This window comes from Rasiella sp. SM2506 (genome assembly GCF_050859505.1).
Classification (GTDB): Bacteria; Bacteroidota; Bacteroidia; order Flavobacteriales; family Flavobacteriaceae; genus Marinirhabdus.
Genome location: NZ_CP193934.1, coordinates 85807 through 107954, shown reverse-complemented (window position 1 = coordinate 107954; position 22148 = coordinate 85807). Strand labels below are relative to the sequence as shown.

Sequence of the window (22148 nt, the reverse complement as noted above, 5' to 3'; positions counted from 1 at the left end):
TAAATTGTAAAATAGATTACAAAGCCATTACAAGGGTTTTACAGCAGCCTCTTTTAAGGATGCGGTAGGTTTGTCTCATAATCTTTAAAAATATAAAATTATGAAGACACTTAGCAAAAAGTTCAATTTTAAATTCATCGCAATTTGTATTAGCTTACTAGTAGTAGGGAGTTGTCAAAATGCTTCCTATAAAGAAGACTTTGCCATGGAAACTGTAGCTATAACCGAAAGCTACCAGGCAGTAGACGGAAGTGAAGCTACAGGAACGGTTGCAAATACGCCTGTTCAGCTTAAAATTATTAAATCGGCTTCGGCTCGTTACAAGGTAGAAGATGTAAAAAAGGCCACGGCGCAGGTGAAGGAAATGGCGCAAAAGTACGATGGGTATATAAGCGACCTTCGGTTTGAAAACAATAGCTACGAGAAACAAAACCGATTCACCATTAAAGTGCCCAACACACATTTTGATGCGTTGTTAGATAGCATTGCCAGTGTTTCTATTTTTACAGAATTTGAAAACATCACCACTCAGGATGTCACTGAAGAATACTTAGACTTAGAAAGCCGATTAGCAACCAAGCAGGAGGTAAAAGAGCGTTACGAGGACATACTTCGGAAAAATGCCAAAACTGTGGAAGATATTCTAGCAACCGAAGAAAAGTTAAGAATCCTGCAAGAAGAAATTGAAGCTGCCCAAGGAAGACTAAAATACTTAAGTAATAAGGTTTCGTACAGTACGGTGCAGGTAGATTTGTTCGAAACCGTGGAATACAAGGAAGAGCCGGAAAGCTACACCAAATTGTTTCTTGACAAAGCTGGGAGCGGGTTTAATTTTGGTTGGGAATTGATAGAGGCGATTGTAGTTGGGCTACTACATATTTGGCCGCTACTCATCATCATTACGTTGGTTATTATGTTTTTGAGACGTAAGATGAAGAAGAAATAAAAAGCCGCTGTCTGGTAGAGCCTTTTGAAGGGCTCGTGCCAGACCAAGGTTGAATCCTAATTTAATTATCAAATTAATAAATTTCGACTGTACTCAGTTTGATCTGCTAAATACTTTTTAAACAAACTCCTTTCAGCTCAATTTCACTCAAATAAATTAAACGTACCTTTGTCCCTCATAAAGAGACTAAACAAAAACTTCACCTGTCTCTGAAACACATTATATGTCATTTAAAAATCTTGGGCTGTCCGACGCCCTGCTAAAAGCAATTAGCCAAAAAGGATACGATACCCCAACACCCATTCAACAAAAAGCAATCCCAAGGATATTAGAAGGAAAAGATGTGCTGGCTTCAGCACAAACAGGAACGGGAAAAACGGCAGGTTTTACACTGCCAATGTTACAGAAATTAATAACCACACCACCACTTCATAAAAGACCAGTTCGCGCCTTAGTATTAACACCAACCCGAGAATTGGCTGCACAAGTTCTGGAAGATGTAAAAACCTATTCAAAATTTGTAGACATACGTTCTACCGTAATTTTTGGTGGGGTGAATGCAAATCCGCAGATTAGAACCTTACGTCAAGGCGTAGATATTTTGGTGGCTACCCCAGGGAGATTACTGGATTTACACAACCAAGGTGTTTTCAGTTTAAAGAATGTAGAATTTTTGGTTTTAGACGAAGCCGATAGAATGCTGGATATGGGCTTTGCCCGCGATATCAATAAAATATTAGCGTTGCTACCTACAAAACGACAGAACTTATTATTTTCTGCCACTTTTTCAAAAGAAATCAAAAAATTAGCGGGTAGTTTCCTTCATAATCCAGTGATGGTTGAAGCAGCTCCAGAAAATACAACTGCCGAAAAAGTAGACCAGATTGTCTACAAAACCGATAAGGCCAAAAAAACCGATTTGGTTATAAAACTTATTTCTGAAGGCGATTGGCAACAAGTTTTAATTTTTACAAGAACGAAACACGGTGCCAACCGATTGGCAGAAAAATTAAGTAAAGCGAAAATTTCTTCCGCAGCTATTCACGGAAATAAAAGTCAGGGAGCAAGAACAAAAGCTCTAGCAAATTTTAAAAGCGGAAATGTCCGCGTTTTGGTAGCTACCGATATTGCAGCTCGCGGCCTGGACATCCCTTTATTGCCACACGTAATTAACTACGAACTTCCTAATATTCCTGAAGACTATGTACACCGTATTGGTAGAACAGGTAGGGCAGGAGCAAGTGGGGAAGCAATTTCAATAGTAAGTGTAGACGAATTTGAATACGTTCGTGGTATTGAAAAACTATTAGGTGAAAGATTGGATCAGGAAACAATCGAAGGCTTTGAAGTAACCGAAAAACTACAAGATGTCTTAGATAAGAAAGCTGAAAACAAAGCTGCCAATCAGCGTGGGCGACAGAGTTCAAGAGGTAAAAAACCATCTGGAAATGCTTCTAAAAGTGCCAGCGGGAACCGCCGAAATTCACGAAGAAACAGCCGATAATTTATTGTTGTTGACAGGGCTAGAATAGTGACTCGCTCACTTTGCTACAAGCCCTTCAATTTGTATCTTTGCATCTTTAATTCTCTAAAGCGTTTGCGCGATAGAGAAATCCTAAAAATGACAAAAGACCATGTTCAATAATCTTAGCGATAAACTAGATAAAGCCCTCCACGTATTAAAAGGGCACGGTAGCATTACCGAAGTAAACGTAGCCGAAACTTTAAAAGAAGTACGCCGCGCCCTACTGGATGCCGATGTTAACTTTAAAACAGCCAAGGAATTTACCAATCGTGTAAAGGAAAAAGCGCTAGGACAAGATGTATTAACGACCCTGCAACCAGGGCAGTTAATGGTGAAAATTGTAAAGGACGAACTTACCCAGTTAATGGGGGGTGATACCGTTGGTATTACACTTAAAAGTTCGCCAAGTGTTATTTTAATGTCTGGTTTGCAGGGTAGTGGTAAAACTACTTTTTCTGGTAAACTGGCCAATTTCCTTAAAACAAAAAAGACCAAGAAACCTTTACTCGTTGCCTGTGATGTATACCGTCCGGCGGCAATTAACCAGCTACACGTAGTGGGTGAGCAGATAAAGGTAGAGGTGTATAGCGAAGAAGGTAATATGGATCCTGTATCTATTGCTACCAACGCTATTGCATACGCAAAACAACATGGTCACAATGTGGTAATTGTCGATACGGCAGGTCGATTGGCTGTAGACAAAGAAATGATGGATGAAATCGCCAACGTACACAAAGCGATTACTCCAGACGAAACCTTGTTTGTGGTAGATTCTATGACGGGTCAGGATGCTGTAAACACCGCAAAAGCCTTTAACGACATCCTTAATTTTGACGGGGTAGTCTTAACCAAATTAGATGGTGATACCCGTGGTGGTGCCGCTATTTCAATTAAAAGTGTTGTAAACAAACCCATTAAATTTATTGGTACCGGCGAGAAGATGGATGCGATAGACGTATTCCACCCAGCTCGTATGGCAGACCGTATTTTGGGGATGGGAGATGTTGTTTCTCTTGTGGAAAGAGCCCAGGAGCAGTTTGATGAAGAAGAAGCAAGAAAATTGCAGAAAAAGATCGCTAAAAATCAATTTGGTTTTGACGATTTTATCAAGCAGATTCAACAAGTAAAGAAAATGGGGAGTATGAAGGACTTGATCGGGATGATTCCTGGCGCCGGAAAAGCCCTAAAAGATGTAGATATTGACGATGATGCCTTTAAAGGTATTGAAGCGATTATCCATAGTATGACTCCCGAAGAAAGAAGCTCTCCGTCTGTAATTAACGGCAGCCGAAAGAAAAGAATAGCGAAGGGGAGTGGTACTTCGGTACAAGAGGTGAACCAGTTAATGAAACAATTTGACCAGATGAGCAAAATGATGAAGATGATGCAAGGCGGCGGAGGCCGAAAGATGATGCAAATGATGGGGAAGATGAAATAGCGCGGAGCGCTTTATAGTGGCAGTAACCAGTGGCAGTTGCAGTATAAAAAATATTTTATAAATTATTCTTTTATGGCATTTAAGAATCTTCTGGCATATAAAAAGGGCTTTGATTTATCGATGAAGATTCAAGAATTGTCGAAATCTTTTCCGAAAGAAGAAACATATTCTCTGACTGATCAAATTAGAAGAAGTTCGCGATCTGTGTGTGCAAACATTGCCGAAGCATATAGAAAAAGAAGATATGAAAGGCATTTCATAAGTAAACTTACAGATAGCGATTCCGAGAATTCTGAAACACAAGTTTGGTTGCAATTTGCTCATGCTTGTGAATATATAAATAAGGAAGTATTTACATCGTTAACCAATGAAAGTTTAGAAGTTGGTAAACTAATAAATTATATGATTAACAATCCAGGTAAATTTGGAGTGCATACAGAATAAAACTGCCACTGCCACTGCTACTGCATACCAATTGAAAATGACAATACTAGACGGAAAGAAAATAAGCAACGACATTAAGGACGAAATAAAAGTCGAAGTCGATAAGATGAAGGCTAATGGTGAAAAGGTTCCGCATCTTGCTGCCGTTATTGTTGGAGATGATGGGGCTAGTTTAACTTATGTGGGAAGTAAAGTTCGTGCTTGCGAACGTGTTGGTTTTGAAAGTACGATGGTGCGAATGAAGCATACTACTTCAGAAATTGAACTGCTTCAAAAAATAGAAGAATTAAATCAGAATGAAGACATAGACGGATTTATCATTCAGTTGCCTTTGCCTCCGCAGATTAATACTCAAAAAGTATTGATGGCTGTAGATCCAAGTAAAGATGTAGATGGTTTCCATCCCGAAAACTTTGGAAGAATGGCGTTGGATATGAGTACATTTATTCCTGCGACGCCTTTCGGAATTTTAGAATTGTTGGAACGGTATGATGTAGATACCAAAGGAAAACACACTGTAGTAATAGGGAGAAGTCATATTGTAGGCCGTCCCATGAGTATCTTGATGAGCCGTAGAGGTTGGCCGGGGAATAGTACGGTTACCTTGACACATAGTAACACAAAAAACATAACACAGATTATTTCACAGGCAGATATCGTGATTTCGGCATTGGGAGTTCCTAATTTCTTAAAAGCTGAAATGGTAAAAGATGACGTTGTTGTTATAGATGTTGGAATCACACGCGTAGAAGACGAAGATGCGCCAAAAGGCTACCGAATTGTAGGCGATGTAGATTTTGAAAACGTGAGTAAAAAAGCAAGTTTTATTACACCCGTTCCTGGTGGTGTTGGTCCAATGACCATTGCAATGTTGTTGAAGAATACACTTTTGGCGAGAGAACAGCGTGCGCAGTAATGGGGGTCAATAAACTAGTAAACCTACCAGTTTATTTTTTACTTTTTGTATGTATTGCAACTTCTGCATGGGCACAGGAAAAGGAACAAAAACCATTTATTTATGGACAATTTGGTGCCGAGGGTGGAAATTATGGGGGTTTCACACTTGCTGGAACGTATGTTTTTCCAAGTAAATATGTGCTACAAGTAGGCTATAAAGCGCTTGTTAGTAACGCCGAAGAAAGACCCAGCGACTATCAGGCTGGTACCTTCGATTTTTTTACATTAGGACTTTCTTCAGCAAAAGATACTTATACTATAGTTCACGCATCTTTCGGGAAAATTTTAGAACTGAAAAATCATCCCAAAACACGGTTTAATATCTTAGGTGGCGTAGGAGTTTCCTTTTCTAATTTTGCAACAAATTTTGAAGATACAGGAAGTGCATTTGGATTAGTTTCCAACTATACTTTCGATACTGAAAACAGTACCGCTGTCTTTTTTATAATTCAGCCCAAAGTGGAATTTTGCCTCTCGCAACACCATGGCATCGCTGTGGGACCTGTTATTAAACTTTCAGAACGTGAAAATCTTTTCGGTCTTTCTGTAAATTATATTGTTGGAAGGCTTCGGAATACAATAGAGACTTCCCAATAGACTTACGAACAAGGTGATACCCCCATTTTTAAAACCTTTCAGTACCCTTGCTTTTTTATACTTGTTTATTTAGATTTCAGCGTAATTAGAATCATACAGAAACGTCCTATTAAAAAAGTAATGAGACCAAAAAGTGTGGTGAGTAATGCTATTTTTAATCCGCCAGCCATCATTCCGTTAGACATATCATCAACACTTTGTATAGCGTCAAAGCCCTGTATTAATCCTATAGTAGACCCCAAGAATCCCCAGACCAATGCAAACAGACTCACGTGGGAAATAAGTTTTGTGTATTTTTCTCGGGTCTCTACTTTACGTATGGCTACTATACACAGTATAATTAGTAAGAAAATAAATAGAATAAGAGGAATCATAAAAAATGGGCCGCCGTCGCTGATAATGTTTAGTGGAATTCTCATAAGATTACTTTTTAATATGTATGCTTCGTTTTTTGTTCTTTTTTCTGATGATAAAAATAGATGGAAGTAAAATACTCACATACCCAATTACCAACAAAGTTAGTACATAAGGTTTGTTGCGTTGCATTACCACATAATCTCCAATTCCTGCTTTCCAGAAAATCCACTCGTCTGCGATAGATGAGGCTAGGTTATGATTACCTGTTTCTAAAATGATGATGCCACTTTTTGATTTCAGATCAATTCTAGCGGCTGTATTTATTGCGTTATTTCCGCTTCCGTCGTGTCCTATAATCACTGAGTTCTCGTCGTTTTGACTATACAGATGTGGTCCCAATCCATACACTCCAATCTTATTAATAAAGGTTTCTGGGGTGCTCATTTTTGTAATAAGCTCTTCTGAAAGAACTGAATTGCGTGATACATTTGCCAATAAAAATTTAGATAAATCTGAAGTTGAGGTATTCAAAGAAGCTGCTGCAAGAGCAGTAAACGTATTGAACTGTCTTGTTGTACCATCATCTTTATATATTTTAGCGAACTGAAGCTGTGGTTTTTCGCTTCGAACAAAGGTTGAATTGTTCATTTCCAAAGGTTCAAAAACTGCTTCCGTCATATATTCTTGAAAGGTTTTACCGGTAACTTCTTCAATCACCAATTGCAATAGTGTGTAAGCTGCTCCTGAATACATATATCCAGTTCCTGGCTCATAGCCAACTTTTGCAACGCCATTAGAATAAGGTGCGTCAGCTGCTTTAGTTAACGATTCTTCAAGTGTTTGTACCGTTTCATTAACTGTAAAACCTTCATAACCAAGATCGTCTATTAAACCTGAGGAATGGGACAGTAATTTTCTAATGGTCACTTTTTTATTGTCAAATTCACTTTCGGGCAGATGCCATCTCGTAAGATAAATATCCACGGGTTTATCCAAATCTAATCTACCTTGTGCCACTAATTTTAATATTCCAAAAGATGTGACCCATTTGCTAATGGAAGCAACTGGGAATACGGTATTTTTATCTACAGGTTGGTCGACTGAGTAAAAGAACTCTTCTGAAACTTTTCCATTTTCTAACAACGTCATCGCTACGTTCCCAACAAATTCCTCTTTTATTTTTTCTTTGGTAGCTTCTATAAATGCTTCTGAAGTTTTTTTGGATGTAATGGGCTTTAATAGAAATCCGTTTATAAATCCATAACCTATAAAAGCCGTCCATAACAGAGCAGCAAGAACTATAAGTGTGATGTGTTTAAATGTTCTCATTCATTTGTAATTAGATTGTATTGTCTTGATTGTGGCAACGAAAATACCAGTTATTCATCCTTAAAAGTTAAGAATGCGACCAACGGGTTTGTTTGGGTAGCTAAACACCAATATAAAGAGGTTTTCGGTTTTTTATATGAAGCGCAGTTATTCTGCCTGTTAAATCTGTTGTCTGTCTCAAAAAATGGTAGGATTATAAGAATTTGTCCATCTTTGTGATATGCTATCGTTGTTGCTTAAAAAATTTAAATTTGCTCCATTTCATATAGTATTATGGGTGCTTGTGTGGTCGTTCTATGTGTATTTTTTTAGTTACAACACACAGAATGAAACATTTGTACTTTGGTTTTCAGCCTGTCTTTTACCCGTAAGTATTGCTGCAACCTATCTGTTTTCGTATGAGCTAATCCCCAAGTATCTTTTGCCTAAAAAGTACATAGAATTTATACTCTATAGTCTTTATACAATTATTGGATCTTTGTTTTTAATCATCTTAATTGTTTTTTTCAGTTTTCTGTTTAAGGATAATTTCAAACTTGAAGCATTGCCGCTACTTACACGAAACTTTTTATTCGTATTTATCCTCGTTTATTTGGTGGTGGGTGTAGTGAGCTTTATGAATTTACTGCGATACAATTACCAAGCGATCCATAAAAATAAAGAACTCCAGAATATAGTATTAGAAAGTAAGTTGGATTTAAAACAGAAAGAACTGTACTATTTAAAGCAACAAATACATCCACATTTTTTGTTCAATACGCTTAACACGGTGTATGCATTTGCGCTAAAAGAGTCCAAAGAAACTCCTGCACTTGTCTTGAAACTTTCAAATTTGCTGGATTATGTGCTCCATCAAATAGAAAAGCCAACCGTCTCCATTTATGACGAAGTAACCTATATAGAATCCTATATTGGTTTGGAAAGTATTCGGTTTAAGGAAACAATGCGAATCAATTTTGAAAAAGACATTCAATCAGATATTCAGGTGCCGCCCATGCTTTTTATGGCCTTTATTGAGAATGCATTTAAACACGGTGGAAGAGAAGATGCTTTTTTGGATATTTCCATACAACTAAGCGTCACAAATACATCACTTTTGTTTACTATTGAAAATACCTTAAATGCTAAAAAAGAACACACAAGCAATCACGGTATTGGCCTCCAGAATAGTCGGAAACGTTTAGAGACACTCTATCCAAATTCTTTTGAACTCGCTACGCATAAAACCGAAACGTTATTCACTTTAAAACTCATTATTACTTATGAAAATGAAGCAACATAGCGTGCTGATTATAGACGACGAACCCATGGCGCGCGAAGTGATAGAGCGTCATCTTTCTAAAATGGAAGGGTATACTATTGTAGCGAGTTGTAAAAATGCAGCCGAAGGTTTTTCAGCCTTGCATTCACATACAGTAGATCTTATTTTTCTGGATATTAATATGCCAGAAGTCACAGGGCTTATGTTTGCAAAAGCTATTGGGAATAAAGCTACCATTATATTCACAACGGCTTACAGGGAGTATGCGGTAGAAGGTTTCGAAATGAATGTCTTAGACTACTTAGTAAAACCTATTTCATTGGAGCGTTTTGCGATGGCATTACAGAAATTTCAGGAATTGAAAGCTGTTGAAAATACTCAGGAATCATACGATTTTACTTTTTTTAGATGTGACCGGAAAATGGTAAAAATAGATTTTGAAACGCTGTTGTATGTCGAAAGTTTCGGGGATTATATAAAGTTACATACTGTGCAGAAGACTTATGTTACAAGAGAAACGATGAAGAATGTTTTAACGAAGTTGCCGTCTGCTAAATTCTTGCGGGTACATCGTTCTTCGGTTGTTGCTATTTCAAAAATAGAGAGCTATACAAATGAGCTGGTAATACTAAATAATAATGCAATTGCTATAAGTAGAGGCTATCGAGAGATGGTACAAGAAAGGCTTGAAAATATTTAGGCATCTCTTTTTTCAGAAAGCTTCCAATCCAGGTATTTGTGGACATCGGTTTCTATCCATCCCATCCCTAATGAAAGCACGGCAAGGTCGTCTATGTAGCCAACGCCTGGGATAAAATCTGGAACTAGGTCCATTGGGTTTAGCATGTACAATAAAACCATAACAATAGTTCCAATTACAAACCACGGTACGCTAGTGTAGGCACCACGCTTCATATCTTTAACCATACCAAACATAATTTTGCCTAATTCTACATATTTACTCAAGGAATTGGCACCAGCTAGTTTTTTAGAAATCTGTTCCTCATTATCCAGTAAAATTTCTACATCACCTTCGTTAATTTCAGAAACCTTTTCTTCCATATAAACGTCGTCGATTTTCTTTTCGACTATATTCTTATCCTCTTCTTTCTTTTTGCTGAAAAACATATAATTTAATTTTTAATAAAGATACTATTTAGGAGCGGGCTTCTGTTTTAAAATTTTGTTATAAAAATTTCAGTAATAAAAAAAAGAGCAAAATAATTCCGAAGCAATACAAGACCCAATAATATGTAAACGAGAGCGGATTTGATCCCAACATTACTTTTGTGATTTTGAAGAAAATACGTCTATGCTTAGCAATAAAATTATAACCGTGATCACTAAGTTTGGTAAACCAGGTATAAGTAACATACCAATAATGACAGGGCGATTTTGGGTTGGCGATATAATAGCTCATATACGCCGAGTCTGGGCCACTATGTACGGTGCCTTCTGGTGTGATTAACCGCGAAGCCTTTTTAAATTCTTTTATAGGAATATCTGGAAATTGCAGAGCGACTTCCTGATAGGTTTTAAAATGGATTTTATTTTCTGAAATTCGCTTCCAACGAGTTACCCAATACTTGCAGAAACCACATTCGCCGTCCCAAACCAAAATGGGCTTTACTTCTGGCGGAAACTTTGTATGGCTAAATTTCTGAAACATAGTTATAAATCTGGATCGTCGTCTGGCTGTGTTTTACCATATTCGCGTTTGTAGATTCGCATCACAATCATAAATAAACTAATGAGTAGTGGTCCAAAAATAAGACCAATAAATCCGAACAACGGTACCCCAACTATCACACCTATAAGTGTTACTAAAGGATGTACATTGTCTAATTTTTTTAAAACATACAGCCTGATAATATTGTCGGTAGATCCTACTACTACAAAGCCATAGATTAGAATACCCCAGGCTTGAAAATTATCTCCACTGGAAAGCGTAAGGATAAATACAGGTAAAATACCGATTAGTGTCCCCACAAACGGAATCATAGAGCCAATAGTAACAATAACAAACCAAAAGAATGGATTTTCAATACCAAATATAAAAAAACCGATAAGGGCTATGATTCCTTGAGCTACTGCAACCATAGGGATGCCTAGTGCATTGGAACGAACCATTGCGTGCGACTCATCACCAATTTTCTTGAGATTAGCTTTACTAATTGGAATGTACTCAAAAAGAGATTCTTTAAGTTCTCTACGATTTGTTAACATGTAATACAGCATAAAATACATAAGTCCAATAGCTATAAACATATCAAAAGTACTCCCCGCTAAGCTCTGAAGGTTATCCGACAACCAACCTGAAACCGCAGAAACATCTATCTGAGAACTTAAATCATATCCTAATTTATCTTCCCAGTTCCCAACTTGTTCTTTTACAGCTTTCGTAACTTTTTCTGAATTTTTAACAGCACTACCAATTTTATTTCCCAGCATTAAAACGATTCCTGCTACGGGAAGTAATATGCCAACAAAAGAAAGGAGCATAAGTAAGGTAGCTGCTAATTCTGATTTCCAGCCACGTTTTACCAATTTCGCCATCCATTTTCTAAGTAATACATAGAAAGTGATGGCTCCTAAAACTCCCGAGAGATAAGGAATAAGTTCGCGAAAAATTAACGTACCCATCAACAGAATGAGTAGGAGAATAAATATTTGACGTATAATTTTTGGGTTTATAGAAGTTTTCATCGGTTAGCTAGCAAAAAGTTGGTTTCTGTTTTTGAAGGCTTTAAACTCCAGCGCATTCCCTGAAGGATCTTTAAAAAACATGGTAGCCTGTTCCCCGGTTTTTCCCTGAAACCGAATATACGGTTCAATAATAAAAGTAATGCCCTTTTCTTTTAATGTGTTGCCCAGTGTTTCAAACTGTTCCATAGATAAAACCACTCCAAAATGTGGAATGGGTACCTCTTTACCATCTACAGGATTACTATTTTCTGAGTTTGCTTCGGAAGATTCTTTAACATGTAAAACCAATTGGTGTCCAAAAAAGTTGAAGTCTACCCAATGGTCACTACTTCGGCCTTCTTCGCATCCTAAGGTTTCCCTGTAAAAAGTTCTGCTAGGTTCAAGGGAGTTTACGGGTATGGCTAAATGGAAGGGGTGGAGTTGTTGCATCTATTAATTATTTCGTAAAGCGTGAATTAGTTCTCTCTTGTTCATTTTGGAACGGCCTTCTATACCAACGTTTTTAGCTTGGTCGTATAGTTCTTTTTTCGTTCGGTCTTCGTAGTCGCTTGCCTTACCTCCTTTTTTGCCAGCGTTTGGAGTGTTAGCGATACGGGCAGCCTTTTCTTGGCTGTACCCTTTCTCTCTTAAGGCGTCATATTGTTCTTCGTTTTTAATACTAGGCCTTTCCATGCTATTCTACATCTTTATTGTCGGTGTCTTTACGATATTTTAATAATCCAATACCGGCGAAAAAGAAAACAACACCAAGAATCATTAAAGCCCAAGGGCTCAAACCGGTTTCAAAGCTACCAAAAACTCCTAAAACACCCATAATAAGTGCAATACCACCAGCTATTGTTAAGATAAGTCCTAAAATTTTAATCATAATATTTTTTGTTATTGGTTATGGGATTAAAAGTAGGAGAAATACTTTAAAGTCGGTAAGTGCTTAACAAAATGTTAGGAGCAGAAAACTTTTATTGATCATTTGATGTGCCTCTTTTTGTCCCGAAATTCATTAGTAACTATAAAATCTTACGGTTGGTTTGTATTTTGTAACCCTACCTCACATAAAAGGAACCTTGGTGAAACAACTGATTGTAGAATAAAAAAACAGAGCTACGATAGCAGCTCTGTTTTTAGGTATTTATGTTTTTGGAATTTAGAAATTATTTCTAAATATCTCCTTCCTGAATCTCAATAGCCTCTCCAGCATCCCAACCCATCATAAAATATTTAAACGTGGCAGTATCCGGAATTTGAGTGGCTTCTATCTTTTGGTTAAAGTTGTAGCGCACTTCTTCGGGTAATTGTTTCTTGTCTATCGTTAAGTACAAATCGGTTCCTTTTAAGAATACAACTACAGAGTTAATTGCATTTTGAATTCCCTCAATCTCATAGTTGGCTTTTACATCTTTAAAGGTACTGGCATTAGTTAATCCTTTGTCGGTTTTATACCGTGCATCAAAAATCTGAATGTTCGCGATTTGAGACGTTGGATCACTTTCGTCATAAGGCGAAAGTAATAAAAGTTTTGTACCGTCTTTGTCATAAATCTCCACTTCGCCTTGTGTTTCAATAGCACCGGTAACAGGATTTAACCTTACAATGCTATCTTGTGCAAAAATGGAATCTACTTGCTTCATTTGCGTTTTTTTCGTCAACGGGCCAATAGCTCCATTCGTAATTGCAAACGGATCTTTTTCTTCTTCACATTGCACAAAAAGCATAGTAGCTAAGGCGGCAAATAATAGGGTCTTTTTCATTTTAGTTTATTCTTTTATCTTAATTGTGTTATACTCTTATTTCTGTACGCTTGGTTTTATTTTATAAGTTTGCTTAAGATCCCTAATACACTTCTAATAATTGTTGGGCTTGTAAGCATTTTTTCTAAGGCACCTTTACTGGAACTTCTACTTCTGCTAGAAGAGGAGCTTCTTCTGGAAGTAGCTCTTTTTGCAGCGGCTTTTTCTTCCTCAGCTTTTTCTTTTGCTTCTTCTTTATGTGCGATTTCTATTTTTTTGTTCAGCATTTCATAGGCACTCTCACGATCTATTTCCTCATTATAGGCTGTACTAATTTTTGACTTTCCAAGCAAATCCTTCAGCTCATCTTCTGTCAATACATCCATACGGCTCATTGGGGCACGCAACATGGTTGCCGCTAATGGCGTCGGAATTCCTTTTTCATTTAATACACTTACCAAAGCTTCTCCAATTCCTAAGGAGGTCAATACCTCGTCTGTCTTGTAATATTCTGAAATTGGATAATTTTCAGCAGTCAATTTTATGGCTTTTCTATCTTTCGCCGTAAACGCTCGCAACGCATGCTGAATCTTTAATCCTAACTGACTTAGCACCGCGTCTGGCACATCGGTTGGGTTTTGGGTTACAAAATAAATTCCTACTCCTTTGGAACGAATGAGTTTTACAATACTTTCAATTTGGTCAAGTAATGCATCACTAGCTTCTTTAAAGATGAGGTGGGCTTCGTCTATAAAAATAACGAGTTCGGGTCTGCCACTATCGCCTTGTTCGGGGAAGGTGCTGTATATTTCGGCCAACATACAAAGCATAAAGGTTGAAAACAGTTTGGGACGATCCTGAATATCGGTTAAGCGAACAATATTTATGTAGCCCATCCCATTTTCATCTATCCGAAGCAGATCGTCTGTATCAAAGGATTTTTCTCCAAAAAATAAGTCACCTCCTTGTTGTTCCAGCTCTACAATTTTCCGAAGGATGGCGCCAGAAGATGCTGGAGAGATACGGCCGTATTGTTCGGCTATTTCCGCTTTCCCGTCGCCTGTGGCATATTGTAATAGTTTTTTGAAGTCTTTTAAATCTAGTAGAGGTAGCTTGTTATCGTCACAATACTTAAAAAGTACTGAAATGATTCCAGCCTGTGTTTCAGAAACATTCAGGATTCTTGAAATCAGTACAGGTCCAAATTCGCTTACAGTAGCTCTTAGTCGAACGCCTGGTTGTTCTGAAAGCGTTAAAATTTCAACAGGGAATTTTTGTGCGTTAAACGGAATTCCAATCTTCTCGTGGCGTTCGTCAATTTTTGCATGTCCAGGGCTTGGTTGTGCAATTCCACTTAAATCTCCTTTCATATCCATCAGTAAAACAGGTATTCCTTTTTCTGAAAGATTTTCGGCAAGTATTTGTAGTGTTTTTGTTTTTCCCGTTCCTGTGGCACCAGCAATTAATCCGTGACGATTCAAAGTTTTTAGTGGAACGTTTACCAATGCATTGGTAATGGTTTCGCCATCTAGCATCGCTGCTCCCAAAGTAATGGAGTCGCCCTTACTAGTATATCCTTTAGTGATATGATCAAAAAATTCCTGTTGGTTTGCCATGTGGTTGAAATTGGGCATAAAAATACGCATTGTACCGTAGCTTCTGAAATATTCCGTATTTTAATTGAAATTTTAAGACACAATTATGAAAATTATTAGCCTTGCCTTATGGGCCTTCATTCTATGCTGTTTCTTAGGTTGTAAGGAGCATAAAGAAGATAAAGAAGAAATTATTTCAACAGTTACATTCGAAAAACCAGAAGCCCCAATTTTCCACAAATCCCACGAACCAAAAAAGCAGGACGCTCCCTTTAGCGATGTCGTTCAGGTTGGGAATATGTTGTATCTATCTGGACAGATTGGGATGGATCATTATACTCGCGAATTGGTGGAAGGTGGTATAGAGGCCGAGACAAAACAGGCTTTCGAAAATATTCGGGATGTGTTGTCTGTGCACGGACTCAATTTTAAAGATGTGGTAAAGGTTACCGTGATACTGGATGACATAAATGATTTTAAAGCATTTAATGATATATACATTCAATATCTGTCCCATAAGCCCGCCCGCACTACCTTTGCAGTAGAAGCGCTGGCAAGAGGTGCTAAGATTGAAATTGAAGTGGTGGCTGTCGCCAGTAAGCAGTAGCAGTTAACAGTTCGCAGTATAAATAAATAGCAGGAAGTATGTTTTGTAAAAGTTACTGCCAACTGCTACTGAAAACTGCAAACTCATTACTACCTTTGTCCCAATGAAAACCGAAGTACAAGAACTAGTTGAAAAAGGTACCATGCTCCCATTAATGGAGGAGTTTTATACCATTCAGGGAGAAGGATATCACAAAGGAACTGCTGCGTATTTTATACGCGTGGGAGGTTGCGATGTGGGATGCCATTGGTGTGATGTAAAGGAAAGCTGGAACCCGAATATTCATCCGCCCACCGAGATTACTTCCATCGCCGAAAATGCCGCAAAATATTCCAAAACCATTGTAATTACAGGGGGTGAACCGTTAACTTGGGATATGGGTCCACTAACCTCTTTGCTGAAAGAAAAAGGTATGGACACCCATATTGAAACTTCGGGTGCGTATACATTAAGCGGTACTTGGGATTGGATTTGCCTTTCTCCAAAAAAAATGAAATTACCAACGCCAGAAGTCTATAAGGCAGCTAATGAGTTGAAGGTGATCATCTACAACAACGACGATTTCCGCTTTGCTGAAGAACAAGCTGCTAAAGTTTCGAAAGATTGTAAGCTTTATCTGCAGCCCGAATGGAGCAAACGCGATAAAATGATTCCTGCCATCGTGGAATACGTAATGAACGACCCTAAGTGGGTGGTGTCTCTACAAACACATAAGTATCTCAACATTCCGTAGTGCCCCCTAGTCCTCCCGCTAAAATAACGGGGCAGACTCTAAAGAGGGAATAAAGATTTTATGTCTCAATAGAAAACCCCAAACTTCAACCTTTACTACCCCTTTAGGGGGTTGGGGGTGAAATTTGGGATTTTAGTTTTGTGATTTCCTAATAAATTCCCCTTTAGGGGGTTAGGGGACTACATTGGAACCGACATAAAAGGAACCGCTACTCGCATAGTTCCCCATCCAAGGAACATATGTACGCCACCTTCTGCTTCTTCAAATGCAATACTGAAAGCTTCTAGGGCATCATCGCCTTTCGTAACTTTTCCGGTTGTTCTTACAATATCGTTTGCTTCATTATAGCTGTAAGCACCCCACACATTAACATCTGAACTTAAAATAACAGTCCAGGTAGTGTCGCCTGGTATTGTGAACAAAGAATAGGTTCCTGCTGGAACTATTTTGTCACCAATCTTCATAGCTTGGTATAAGGTGATTTCGGCTGCTTCGTTAGCGCCAGTTCTCCATACTTTTCCTTCAGGAGTTAATTCGCTTAAGGGGCGTTCTTTTAATTGTGGTCTACTATAAGCAACTTTTACGAGTTTGTTGCTCTCTCTGTAATTTGACGGATACGCTGCTATGTCCATCGGACTTTTGTCAAGGTCTGAGAATTTTTGCGCATCCATGTTTGAAGTGAATAATACGGCTAGCGCAATTAATGCTGTGGAGAGGAATTTGTTTTTCATGAGTTTTTATTTAATTTATAGGGTTAAAGATACTTGTTGTGCCTTGTATTTACGTTAATAAAAAGCAAAAGTAATGCCGTTTTGGTCGTTTCGTTCGGAATGAACTAACAGGCGGTCTGAATGAACCTGTTTACTATGAATTCAGAAAGAAATTTCAGCGAAAAAAAAGCGCCGACTTTATATCTCAAAACCCATATTTTTTCCACAATAATTTGTTAATAACTTAAGGGCTTAAAAACGTGAAAACAGCCTGTTTTATTGGTGGTTTGGTTATATTTGTTCGTTAGTGAAAATTTGAAGACAAACAACCTATTTTTATATGAGCAAAGAACAAGATAAAAGTAATTACGGTGCTGAAAATATTCAGGCGTTGGAAGGAATGGAACACGTGCGTATGCGTCCTTCCATGTATATCGGAGATGTTGGGGTAAGAGGATTGCACCATTTGGTATATGAAGTAGTAGATAACTCTATTGATGAGGCGCTTGCAGGACATTGTGATACCATAAGTGTGGTGATTAACGAGGACAATTCGGTTACTACCAAAGATAATGGGCGTGGTATTCCTGTAGATATTCATAAAAAAGAAGGTGTTTCTGCACTTCAGGTTGTAATGACCAAAATTGGAGCTGGAGGTAAATTTGATAAAGATTCTTATAAAGTTTCTGGAGGATTGCACGGTGTTGGTGTGAGTTGTGTAAATGCTCTTTCAGAACATTTGACGGCTACAGTATATCGCGATGGTAAAATTTATCAGCAAGAATACGAAAGAGGAAAGCCACTCTATCCTGTAAAACCCGTTGGTGAAACAGATGAAAGAGGAACCGTTGTAACGTTTAGACCAGACGAACAAATATTTCAGCAAACACGTGAGTATAATTATGATACGTTGGCGAGTCGTTTACGTGAACTAGCTTTTTTAAATAAAGGAATTACCATCACGCTTTTAGATAAACGTGAAACAGATGAAAAAGGTGAATTTATTGGTGAAACGTTTCATAGTGATGAAGGGCTTCCTGAATTTATTCGTTTTCTGGATGGTAATCGTGAGCCTTTAATTGCTGGTGTAATTTCCATGGAAGGAGAGAAAAATGGAGTGCCGGTTGAGGTAGCGATGGTGTATAATACCTCCTACAGTGAAAACTTACACTCGTATGTAAACAATATTAATACCCACGAAGGAGGAACGCATTTAAGTGGTTTTAGACGTGGGTTAACAACAACCTTAAAGAAGTATGCAGATGCTTCTGGAATGTTGGATAAGCTGAAATTTGATATTGCTGGAGACGATTTCCGTGAAGGGTTAACAGCTATTATTTCGGTAAAAGTACAGGAGCCTCAATTTGAAGGACAAACCAAAACCAAACTAGGAAACCGTGAAGTAACAAGCGCGGTAAGTCAGGCGGTTTCTGAAATGCTGGAAAATTACTTGGAAGAAAACCCGAATGATGCCAAGATCATTGTTCAAAAAGTAATTCTGGCAGCAACGGCACGACACGCAGCCCGTAAAGCGCGTGAAATGGTACAACGTAAGACCGTAATGAGCGGTGGCGGATTACCAGGAAAGTTATCAGATTGTTCGGAACAAGATCCTGAAAAATGTGAAGTATTTCTTGTGGAGGGAGACTCGGCAGGGGGAACGGCCAAACAGGGTCGTGACCGTAATTTCCAGGCAATTTTACCTTTACGTGGTAAGATTCTAAACGTGGAAAAAGCAATGCAGCACAAAGTATTCGAAAATGAAGAAATACGAAATATTTTCACCGCATTAGGGGTGACTATTGGAACCGAAGAAGATAGTAAAGCGTTGAATATTTCAAAATTAAGATACCATAAAGTAGTAATAATGTGTGATGCCGATGTAGATGGTAGTCACATTTCTACCTTAATATTAACCTTTTTCTTTAGATATATGAAAGATCTTGTTGAAGCAGGACACGTTTATATTGCCACACCACCTTTGTATTTGGTGAAGAAAGGACAAAAGAAAGAATACGCGTGGAGCGATAAAGAGCGTGATGCTTTGAATGAACAATTTGGAGGTAGTGCAGGAATACAACGTTATAAAGGTCTTGGAGAAATGAATGCCTCTCAGCTATGGGACACCACTATGAATCCGGAATTTAGAACCTTACGTCAGGTAACCATAGATAATGGTACCGAAGCCGATAGAATTTTCTCTATGTTAATGGGAGACGAAGTGCCACCACGTAGAGAATTTATTGAGAAGAATGCAGTGTATGCGAATATTGATGCATAACTTCTGAATAGTTAAACTTACCTAAAATCCTATGGTCTCGGCTGTAGGATTTTTTACTTTGGTTGAAATTTAAATGCTATGAAACATTTTGTAACAACCCTAATTTTATCAGTTTCAGTCCTTTCAGTAACGGCGCAGGAAAATTTAGAAGACTTGCTGGCGGCTGGTATTGAAGACGCACAGCGCTTTTCGGCAGGTTATATATCGCCAGCAACCGAAGGTGTGATGTACAATCTCTCCAATAGTTGGGCGCAATCTGCTGAAGTGAAAAAACCCTTGAAATTTGAAATTTCCATCATTGGGAATGCTACGTTTATAAACGACGAAAAGAAAACCTTTCTATTAAATACCAATGAGTACAACAATTTGCAATTCCGTGATGGGAGTACTTCTAAACAAGTCGCTACAGGGTTTGGACAAAATAATCCAGATGTTCTCGTTTTTGCTGAAGTACAAAATGGCCTCCTTACTGAAGAAGTTGAGTTTGTATTGCCGCAGGGATTGGCTTCCGTAAATGTAAATGTGCTGCCCACTGCTTTTTTACAAGGTAGGATTGGCGTTTTTAAAGCTACCGAAGTAAAGGTGCGCTATTTTCCGAAAATTGATCGAGAAGATGTGAAAACAGGTCTTTTTGGAGTTGGGATTCAACATGAGTTTACAGAGTGGTTGCCAGCTGAACGGTTATTTCCAATCGCCATAGCTGGATTAATTACCTACAACAACCTAAATGCTAATTACGATTTCACAGACGATAATATCGTTGATGGTGAAAATCAGCAATTCGATTTAAAACTCAATACGTGGGTGTTTCAAGTGCAAGCATCTACCAAGTTGCCAGTTTTTAATGTGTATGGCGGTTTGGGGTATGTAACGGGAAAATCAGATTTTGACGTACTGGGAACGTATCGGGTGCGAGGAGGAATCCCGCTTTTTGAAACGACCAACGAATTTACCAATCCTTTTTCAGTAGAAAATAAAATTTCGGGAGTACGAGCTACCCTTGGGGTAAAATTGCAATTAGGTTTCTTTGGCTTACACGCAGATTATAATATTTCAGAATATAGTACGGTAACCGTTGGAACGCATTTCGGAATTTAACCCTTTGTTATTATATTGTTTATGACAAGAATCGTATTTTTGTGCCTTGTTTCAAATGAAGCAGAAAACCAATTCAAATAATCCATAAAATTAATTAAAGATGAAAGTAACTGTAGTAGGAGCAGGTGCTGTAGGTGCAAGTTGTGCCGAGTACATAGCCATTAAAAATTTTGCAAGTGAAGTAGTATTGTTGGATATTAAAGAAGGCTATGCCGAAGGAAAAGCGATGGACCTGATGCAAACCGCTTCTTTAAATGGTTTCGATACTAAAATAACAGGCTCTACCAGCGACTACAGTAAAACGGCTAAGAGTGATATTTGTGTGATTACTTCAGGTATTCCGAGAAAACCAGGAATGACTCGCGAAGAATTGATTGGCATAAATGCTGGAATTGTAAAAACAGTTTCTTCAGACTTGATCAAGCATTCTCCAGATACCATTATTATTGTGGTGAGTAACCCAATGGATACTATGACGTACTTGGTGCATAAAACAACAGGACTGCCTAAAAACCGAATTATTGGTATGGGTGGAGCCTTAGATAGCGCACGTTTTAAGTACCGTTTGGCCGAAGCTTTGGAAGCGCCTATTAGTGATATAGACGGAATGGTATTAGGAGGTCACAGCGATACGGGAATGGTTCCTTTAACCCGTTTGGCTACTAGAAATAGTGTTCCAGTAAGTGAATTTATTTCTGAAGAAAGACTTAGCCAAGTGCTAGAAGACACCAAAGTGGGCGGCGCAACATTAACTAAATTATTAGGAACTTCTGCTTGGTACGCACCAGGTGCAGCTGTTAGTGGCTTGGTACAAGCCATTGCTTGCGACCAGAAAAAAATGTTTCCATGTTCTGTACTTTTGGAAGGTGAATACGGATTAAATGATCTTTGTATTGGAGCCCCTGTAATCCTAGGCAGAAACGGAATTGAAAAAATAGTAGAAATAGACTTAAACGATGCTGAAAAAGCACACATGAAACAAAGTGCAGAAGGCGTGAGTAAAACCAACGCATTGTTGGAGTTGTAAGGAATACATTTTCAAACACATAATATCTATAAAGACTGTAGCAATACAGTCTTTATTTTTTTATATTTGGCGCATGAACTCGAAATGGTTTATTGGTGTTTTAATAGTTGCGCTGGCTTTCTTAGGAATACGTCTTGAGCAAACTGTTGTGCCTAACCAGGAAATTGTTGTTCAGTTTCATGTAGACGCCGTGAGTGCGAACGAAACCGAAAATACTATTGCTATTGTCACAAAACAATTAAAAGCAATAGGGGTTGAAGGTGTTCAGGTAACAAAAACACTTGATGGGAATTTAAAAATTACCTATTACAGTACCATAGCTGTAGCGGTTATAAAAGATGTATTCTCCAAGCAAGCGAATGTACAGTTAGGCCCTATCACTTATACTTCTCATGATGATACTTCTAACCAGCCTTTCGATAGTAATACGGCTACCTACGAGCTTAACGTAAGCGAAATACACACTGTAACCGACGCAGATATGGGCCTTACGGGGTCTCTCCTTGAGATAAAGTCTGGAAACGAATGGTATGTAAATCCCGTACTCTTACTAGGGAGTGCCAATGTAGATTTCAACTTAAAAAATACTCTTGAAGACCTAACGTATACACTTTATGGAGATGTGGCGCTAGGTATTGACACAACCTCTTACAAAATACCCGAAGTTCGGGCAGGCCCTTTGTCTTAAAGGATGCCTGATGTTTAATTTTTCTGAAGAGATTTTCAGAATTAAAATGCATTCAGAAAACTATCCTAGCCTTACCTCATTGTGTTTTTTCGAAGTATAAATTGCTGAAATGATTTCAGAGT

At 38.2% G+C, this 22148-nt stretch carries 25 protein-coding genes; 14 read left to right on the top strand and 11 right to left on the bottom strand.

Annotated features, from left to right (window positions below; genetic code table 11):
- Nucleotides 1–100 precede the first annotated feature (100 nt).
- The 6 genes from ACQ2HF_RS00515 (at nucleotide 101) to ACQ2HF_RS00490 (ending at nucleotide 5907) form a co-directional block, all read left to right on the top strand.
- Nucleotides 101–946, top strand: coding sequence for a DUF4349 domain-containing protein (locus ACQ2HF_RS00515; protein ID WP_432411556.1), 846 nt, complete (start codon nucleotides 101–103; stop codon nucleotides 944–946).
- A 223-nt stretch (nucleotides 947–1169) separates the two neighbouring features.
- Entirely contained in the window at nucleotides 1170–2450 is a 1281-nt protein-coding gene (locus tag ACQ2HF_RS00510; RefSeq protein ID WP_432411555.1) for a DEAD/DEAH box helicase, read from the top strand.
- A gap of 130 nt (nucleotides 2451–2580) precedes the next feature.
- On the top strand, nucleotides 2581–3909 hold the full coding sequence (gene ffh, locus ACQ2HF_RS00505; RefSeq protein ID WP_432411554.1) for a signal recognition particle protein: 1329 nt from the start codon (nucleotides 2581–2583) through the stop codon (nucleotides 3907–3909).
- 72 nt (nucleotides 3910–3981) lie between these two features.
- Nucleotides 3982–4353: a four helix bundle protein gene (locus tag ACQ2HF_RS00500; protein ID WP_432411553.1), complete on the top strand. Its 372-nt coding sequence runs from the start codon at nucleotides 3982–3984 to the stop codon at nucleotides 4351–4353.
- 37 nt (nucleotides 4354–4390) lie between these two features.
- Entirely contained in the window at nucleotides 4391–5269 is an 879-nt protein-coding gene (locus ACQ2HF_RS00495) for a bifunctional 5,10-methylenetetrahydrofolate dehydrogenase/5,10-methenyltetrahydrofolate cyclohydrolase (RefSeq protein ID WP_432411552.1), read from the top strand.
- A complete protein-coding gene (locus ACQ2HF_RS00490) occupies nucleotides 5269–5907 on the top strand; it encodes a hypothetical protein (RefSeq protein ID WP_432411551.1) in 639 nt (212 codons plus the stop codon). Before ACQ2HF_RS00495 ends, ACQ2HF_RS00490 begins: the two co-directional genes overlap by 1 nt.
- A gap of 65 nt (nucleotides 5908–5972) precedes the next feature.
- Here ACQ2HF_RS00490 and ACQ2HF_RS00485 read toward each other — a convergent pair whose 3' ends face one another.
- Both ACQ2HF_RS00485 and ACQ2HF_RS00480 read right to left on the bottom strand, forming a co-directional pair.
- Entirely contained in the window at nucleotides 5973–6326 is a 354-nt protein-coding gene (locus ACQ2HF_RS00485) for a MotA/TolQ/ExbB proton channel family protein (protein ID WP_432411550.1), read from the bottom strand.
- Nucleotides 6327–6330: 4 nt separating this feature from the next.
- Nucleotides 6331–7593: a serine hydrolase domain-containing protein gene (locus ACQ2HF_RS00480; RefSeq protein ID WP_432411549.1), complete on the bottom strand. Its 1263-nt coding sequence runs from the start codon at nucleotides 7591–7593 to the stop codon at nucleotides 6331–6333.
- 544 nt (nucleotides 7594–8137) lie between these two features.
- Here ACQ2HF_RS00480 and ACQ2HF_RS00475 point away from each other — a divergent pair.
- Nucleotides 8138–8875: a sensor histidine kinase gene (locus ACQ2HF_RS00475; protein WP_432411548.1), complete on the top strand. Its 738-nt coding sequence runs from the start codon at nucleotides 8138–8140 to the stop codon at nucleotides 8873–8875.
- Nucleotides 8856–9554 carry a LytR/AlgR family response regulator transcription factor gene (locus ACQ2HF_RS00470; protein WP_432411547.1) on the top strand — a complete coding sequence of 233 codons (699 nt, stop codon included), beginning with the start codon at nucleotides 8856–8858 and terminating at the stop codon, nucleotides 9552–9554. Before ACQ2HF_RS00475 ends, ACQ2HF_RS00470 begins: the two co-directional genes overlap by 20 nt.
- Here the strand turns inward: ACQ2HF_RS00470 and ACQ2HF_RS00465 are convergent.
- The 8 genes from ACQ2HF_RS00465 to ACQ2HF_RS00430 form a co-directional block, all read right to left on the bottom strand.
- Complete coding sequence (locus ACQ2HF_RS00465; protein ID WP_432411546.1) at nucleotides 9551–9982, bottom strand: YkvA family protein; 432 nt, start codon at nucleotides 9980–9982, stop codon at nucleotides 9551–9553. The genes ACQ2HF_RS00470 and ACQ2HF_RS00465 overlap by 4 nt on opposite strands.
- A gap of 58 nt (nucleotides 9983–10040) precedes the next feature.
- Complete coding sequence (locus ACQ2HF_RS00460; RefSeq protein ID WP_432411545.1) at nucleotides 10041–10523, bottom strand: thiol-disulfide oxidoreductase DCC family protein; 483 nt, start codon at nucleotides 10521–10523, stop codon at nucleotides 10041–10043.
- 2 nt (nucleotides 10524–10525) lie between these two features.
- A complete protein-coding gene (locus ACQ2HF_RS00455) occupies nucleotides 10526–11560 on the bottom strand; it encodes an AI-2E family transporter (RefSeq protein WP_432411544.1) in 1035 nt (344 codons plus the stop codon).
- A 3-nt stretch (nucleotides 11561–11563) separates the two neighbouring features.
- Entirely contained in the window at nucleotides 11564–11989 is a 426-nt protein-coding gene (locus ACQ2HF_RS00450; protein ID WP_432411543.1) for a VOC family protein, read from the bottom strand.
- A gap of 3 nt (nucleotides 11990–11992) precedes the next feature.
- Nucleotides 11993–12232, bottom strand: a complete 240-nt coding sequence (locus ACQ2HF_RS00445) for a DUF7218 family protein (RefSeq protein WP_432411542.1) — start codon at nucleotides 12230–12232, stop codon at nucleotides 11993–11995.
- Nucleotide 12233: 1 nt separating this feature from the next.
- Nucleotides 12234–12428 carry a hypothetical protein gene (locus ACQ2HF_RS00440; protein ID WP_432411541.1) on the bottom strand — a complete coding sequence of 65 codons (195 nt, stop codon included), beginning with the start codon at nucleotides 12426–12428 and terminating at the stop codon, nucleotides 12234–12236.
- A 289-nt stretch (nucleotides 12429–12717) separates the two neighbouring features.
- On the bottom strand, nucleotides 12718–13308 hold the full coding sequence (locus ACQ2HF_RS00435; RefSeq protein WP_432411540.1) for a hypothetical protein: 591 nt from the start codon (nucleotides 13306–13308) through the stop codon (nucleotides 12718–12720).
- A gap of 56 nt (nucleotides 13309–13364) precedes the next feature.
- Nucleotides 13365–14903, bottom strand: a complete 1539-nt coding sequence (locus tag ACQ2HF_RS00430; protein WP_432411539.1) for a helicase HerA-like domain-containing protein — start codon at nucleotides 14901–14903, stop codon at nucleotides 13365–13367.
- Nucleotides 14904–14988: 85 nt separating this feature from the next.
- Here ACQ2HF_RS00430 and ACQ2HF_RS00425 point away from each other — a divergent pair, with 85 nt between their 5' ends.
- Together ACQ2HF_RS00425 and ACQ2HF_RS00420 are read left to right on the top strand one after the other, a co-directional pair.
- On the top strand, nucleotides 14989–15489 hold the full coding sequence (locus tag ACQ2HF_RS00425) for a RidA family protein (RefSeq protein WP_432411538.1): 501 nt from the start codon (nucleotides 14989–14991) through the stop codon (nucleotides 15487–15489).
- A gap of 103 nt (nucleotides 15490–15592) precedes the next feature.
- Nucleotides 15593–16222 carry a 7-carboxy-7-deazaguanine synthase QueE gene (locus tag ACQ2HF_RS00420; protein ID WP_432411537.1) on the top strand — a complete coding sequence of 210 codons (630 nt, stop codon included), beginning with the start codon at nucleotides 15593–15595 and terminating at the stop codon, nucleotides 16220–16222.
- Nucleotides 16223–16401: 179 nt separating this feature from the next.
- Here the strand turns inward: ACQ2HF_RS00420 and ACQ2HF_RS00415 are convergent, their stop codons facing one another.
- The gene (locus ACQ2HF_RS00415) at nucleotides 16402–16953 is read right to left on the bottom strand and encodes a DUF2911 domain-containing protein (RefSeq protein ID WP_432411536.1); all 552 of its coding nucleotides are present in this window, start codon (nucleotides 16951–16953) and stop codon (nucleotides 16402–16404) included.
- Nucleotides 16954–17272: 319 nt separating this feature from the next.
- Here ACQ2HF_RS00415 and gyrB point away from each other — a divergent pair, with 319 nt between their 5' ends.
- The 4 genes from gyrB to ACQ2HF_RS00395 all read left to right on the top strand — a co-directional run bounded on the left by gyrB (nucleotide 17273) and on the right by ACQ2HF_RS00395 (nucleotide 22026).
- On the top strand, nucleotides 17273–19213 hold the full coding sequence (gyrB, locus tag ACQ2HF_RS00410) for a DNA topoisomerase (ATP-hydrolyzing) subunit B (protein WP_432411535.1): 1941 nt from the start codon (nucleotides 17273–17275) through the stop codon (nucleotides 19211–19213).
- 78 nt (nucleotides 19214–19291) lie between these two features.
- Entirely contained in the window at nucleotides 19292–20311 is a 1020-nt protein-coding gene (locus ACQ2HF_RS00405) for a DUF6588 family protein (RefSeq protein ID WP_432411534.1), read from the top strand.
- A gap of 100 nt (nucleotides 20312–20411) precedes the next feature.
- Entirely contained in the window at nucleotides 20412–21338 is a 927-nt protein-coding gene (mdh, locus tag ACQ2HF_RS00400) for a malate dehydrogenase (protein WP_432411533.1), read from the top strand.
- A 73-nt stretch (nucleotides 21339–21411) separates the two neighbouring features.
- Nucleotides 21412–22026 (top strand): hypothetical protein, encoded by a 615-nt coding sequence (locus tag ACQ2HF_RS00395; protein ID WP_432411532.1) that lies wholly within the window; start codon nucleotides 21412–21414, stop codon nucleotides 22024–22026.
- The last annotated feature ends 122 nt before the right edge of the window (nucleotides 22027–22148 follow it).

Coding starts and splice junctions, on each gene's coding strand:
- ACQ2HF_RS00515 (WP_432411556.1), top strand. CDS start 101: ATGAAGACACTTAGCAAAAAGTTCAATTTTAAATTCATCGCAATTTGT.
- ACQ2HF_RS00510 (WP_432411555.1), top strand. CDS start 1,170: ATGTCATTTAAAAATCTTGGGCTGTCCGACGCCCTGCTAAAAGCAATT.
- ffh (WP_432411554.1), top strand. CDS start 2,581: ATGTTCAATAATCTTAGCGATAAACTAGATAAAGCCCTCCACGTATTA.
- ACQ2HF_RS00500 (WP_432411553.1), top strand. CDS start 3,982: ATGGCATTTAAGAATCTTCTGGCATATAAAAAGGGCTTTGATTTATCG.
- ACQ2HF_RS00495 (WP_432411552.1), top strand. CDS start 4,391: ATGACAATACTAGACGGAAAGAAAATAAGCAACGACATTAAGGACGAA.
- ACQ2HF_RS00490 (WP_432411551.1), top strand. CDS start 5,269: ATGGGGGTCAATAAACTAGTAAACCTACCAGTTTATTTTTTACTTTTT.
- ACQ2HF_RS00485 (WP_432411550.1), bottom strand. CDS start 6,326: ATGAGAATTCCACTAAACATTATCAGCGACGGCGGCCCATTTTTTATG.
- ACQ2HF_RS00480 (WP_432411549.1), bottom strand. CDS start 7,593: ATGAGAACATTTAAACACATCACACTTATAGTTCTTGCTGCTCTGTTA.
- ACQ2HF_RS00470 (WP_432411547.1), top strand. CDS start 8,856: ATGAAAATGAAGCAACATAGCGTGCTGATTATAGACGACGAACCCATG.
- ACQ2HF_RS00465 (WP_432411546.1), bottom strand. CDS start 9,982: ATGTTTTTCAGCAAAAAGAAAGAAGAGGATAAGAATATAGTCGAAAAG.
- ACQ2HF_RS00460 (WP_432411545.1), bottom strand. CDS start 10,523: ATGTTTCAGAAATTTAGCCATACAAAGTTTCCGCCAGAAGTAAAGCCC.
- ACQ2HF_RS00455 (WP_432411544.1), bottom strand. CDS start 11,560: ATGAAAACTTCTATAAACCCAAAAATTATACGTCAAATATTTATTCTC.
- ACQ2HF_RS00450 (WP_432411543.1), bottom strand. CDS start 11,989: ATGCAACAACTCCACCCCTTCCATTTAGCCATACCCGTAAACTCCCTT.
- ACQ2HF_RS00445 (WP_432411542.1), bottom strand. CDS start 12,232: ATGGAAAGGCCTAGTATTAAAAACGAAGAACAATATGACGCCTTAAGA.
- ACQ2HF_RS00440 (WP_432411541.1), bottom strand. CDS start 12,428: ATGATTAAAATTTTAGGACTTATCTTAACAATAGCTGGTGGTATTGCA.
- ACQ2HF_RS00435 (WP_432411540.1), bottom strand. CDS start 13,308: ATGAAAAAGACCCTATTATTTGCCGCCTTAGCTACTATGCTTTTTGTG.
- ACQ2HF_RS00430 (WP_432411539.1), bottom strand. CDS start 14,903: ATGGCAAACCAACAGGAATTTTTTGATCATATCACTAAAGGATATACT.
- ACQ2HF_RS00425 (WP_432411538.1), top strand. CDS start 14,989: ATGAAAATTATTAGCCTTGCCTTATGGGCCTTCATTCTATGCTGTTTC.
- ACQ2HF_RS00420 (WP_432411537.1), top strand. CDS start 15,593: ATGAAAACCGAAGTACAAGAACTAGTTGAAAAAGGTACCATGCTCCCA.
- ACQ2HF_RS00415 (WP_432411536.1), bottom strand. CDS start 16,953: ATGAAAAACAAATTCCTCTCCACAGCATTAATTGCGCTAGCCGTATTA.
- gyrB (WP_432411535.1), top strand. CDS start 17,273: ATGAGCAAAGAACAAGATAAAAGTAATTACGGTGCTGAAAATATTCAG.
- ACQ2HF_RS00405 (WP_432411534.1), top strand. CDS start 19,292: ATGAAACATTTTGTAACAACCCTAATTTTATCAGTTTCAGTCCTTTCA.
- mdh (WP_432411533.1), top strand. CDS start 20,412: ATGAAAGTAACTGTAGTAGGAGCAGGTGCTGTAGGTGCAAGTTGTGCC.
- ACQ2HF_RS00395 (WP_432411532.1), top strand. CDS start 21,412: ATGAACTCGAAATGGTTTATTGGTGTTTTAATAGTTGCGCTGGCTTTC.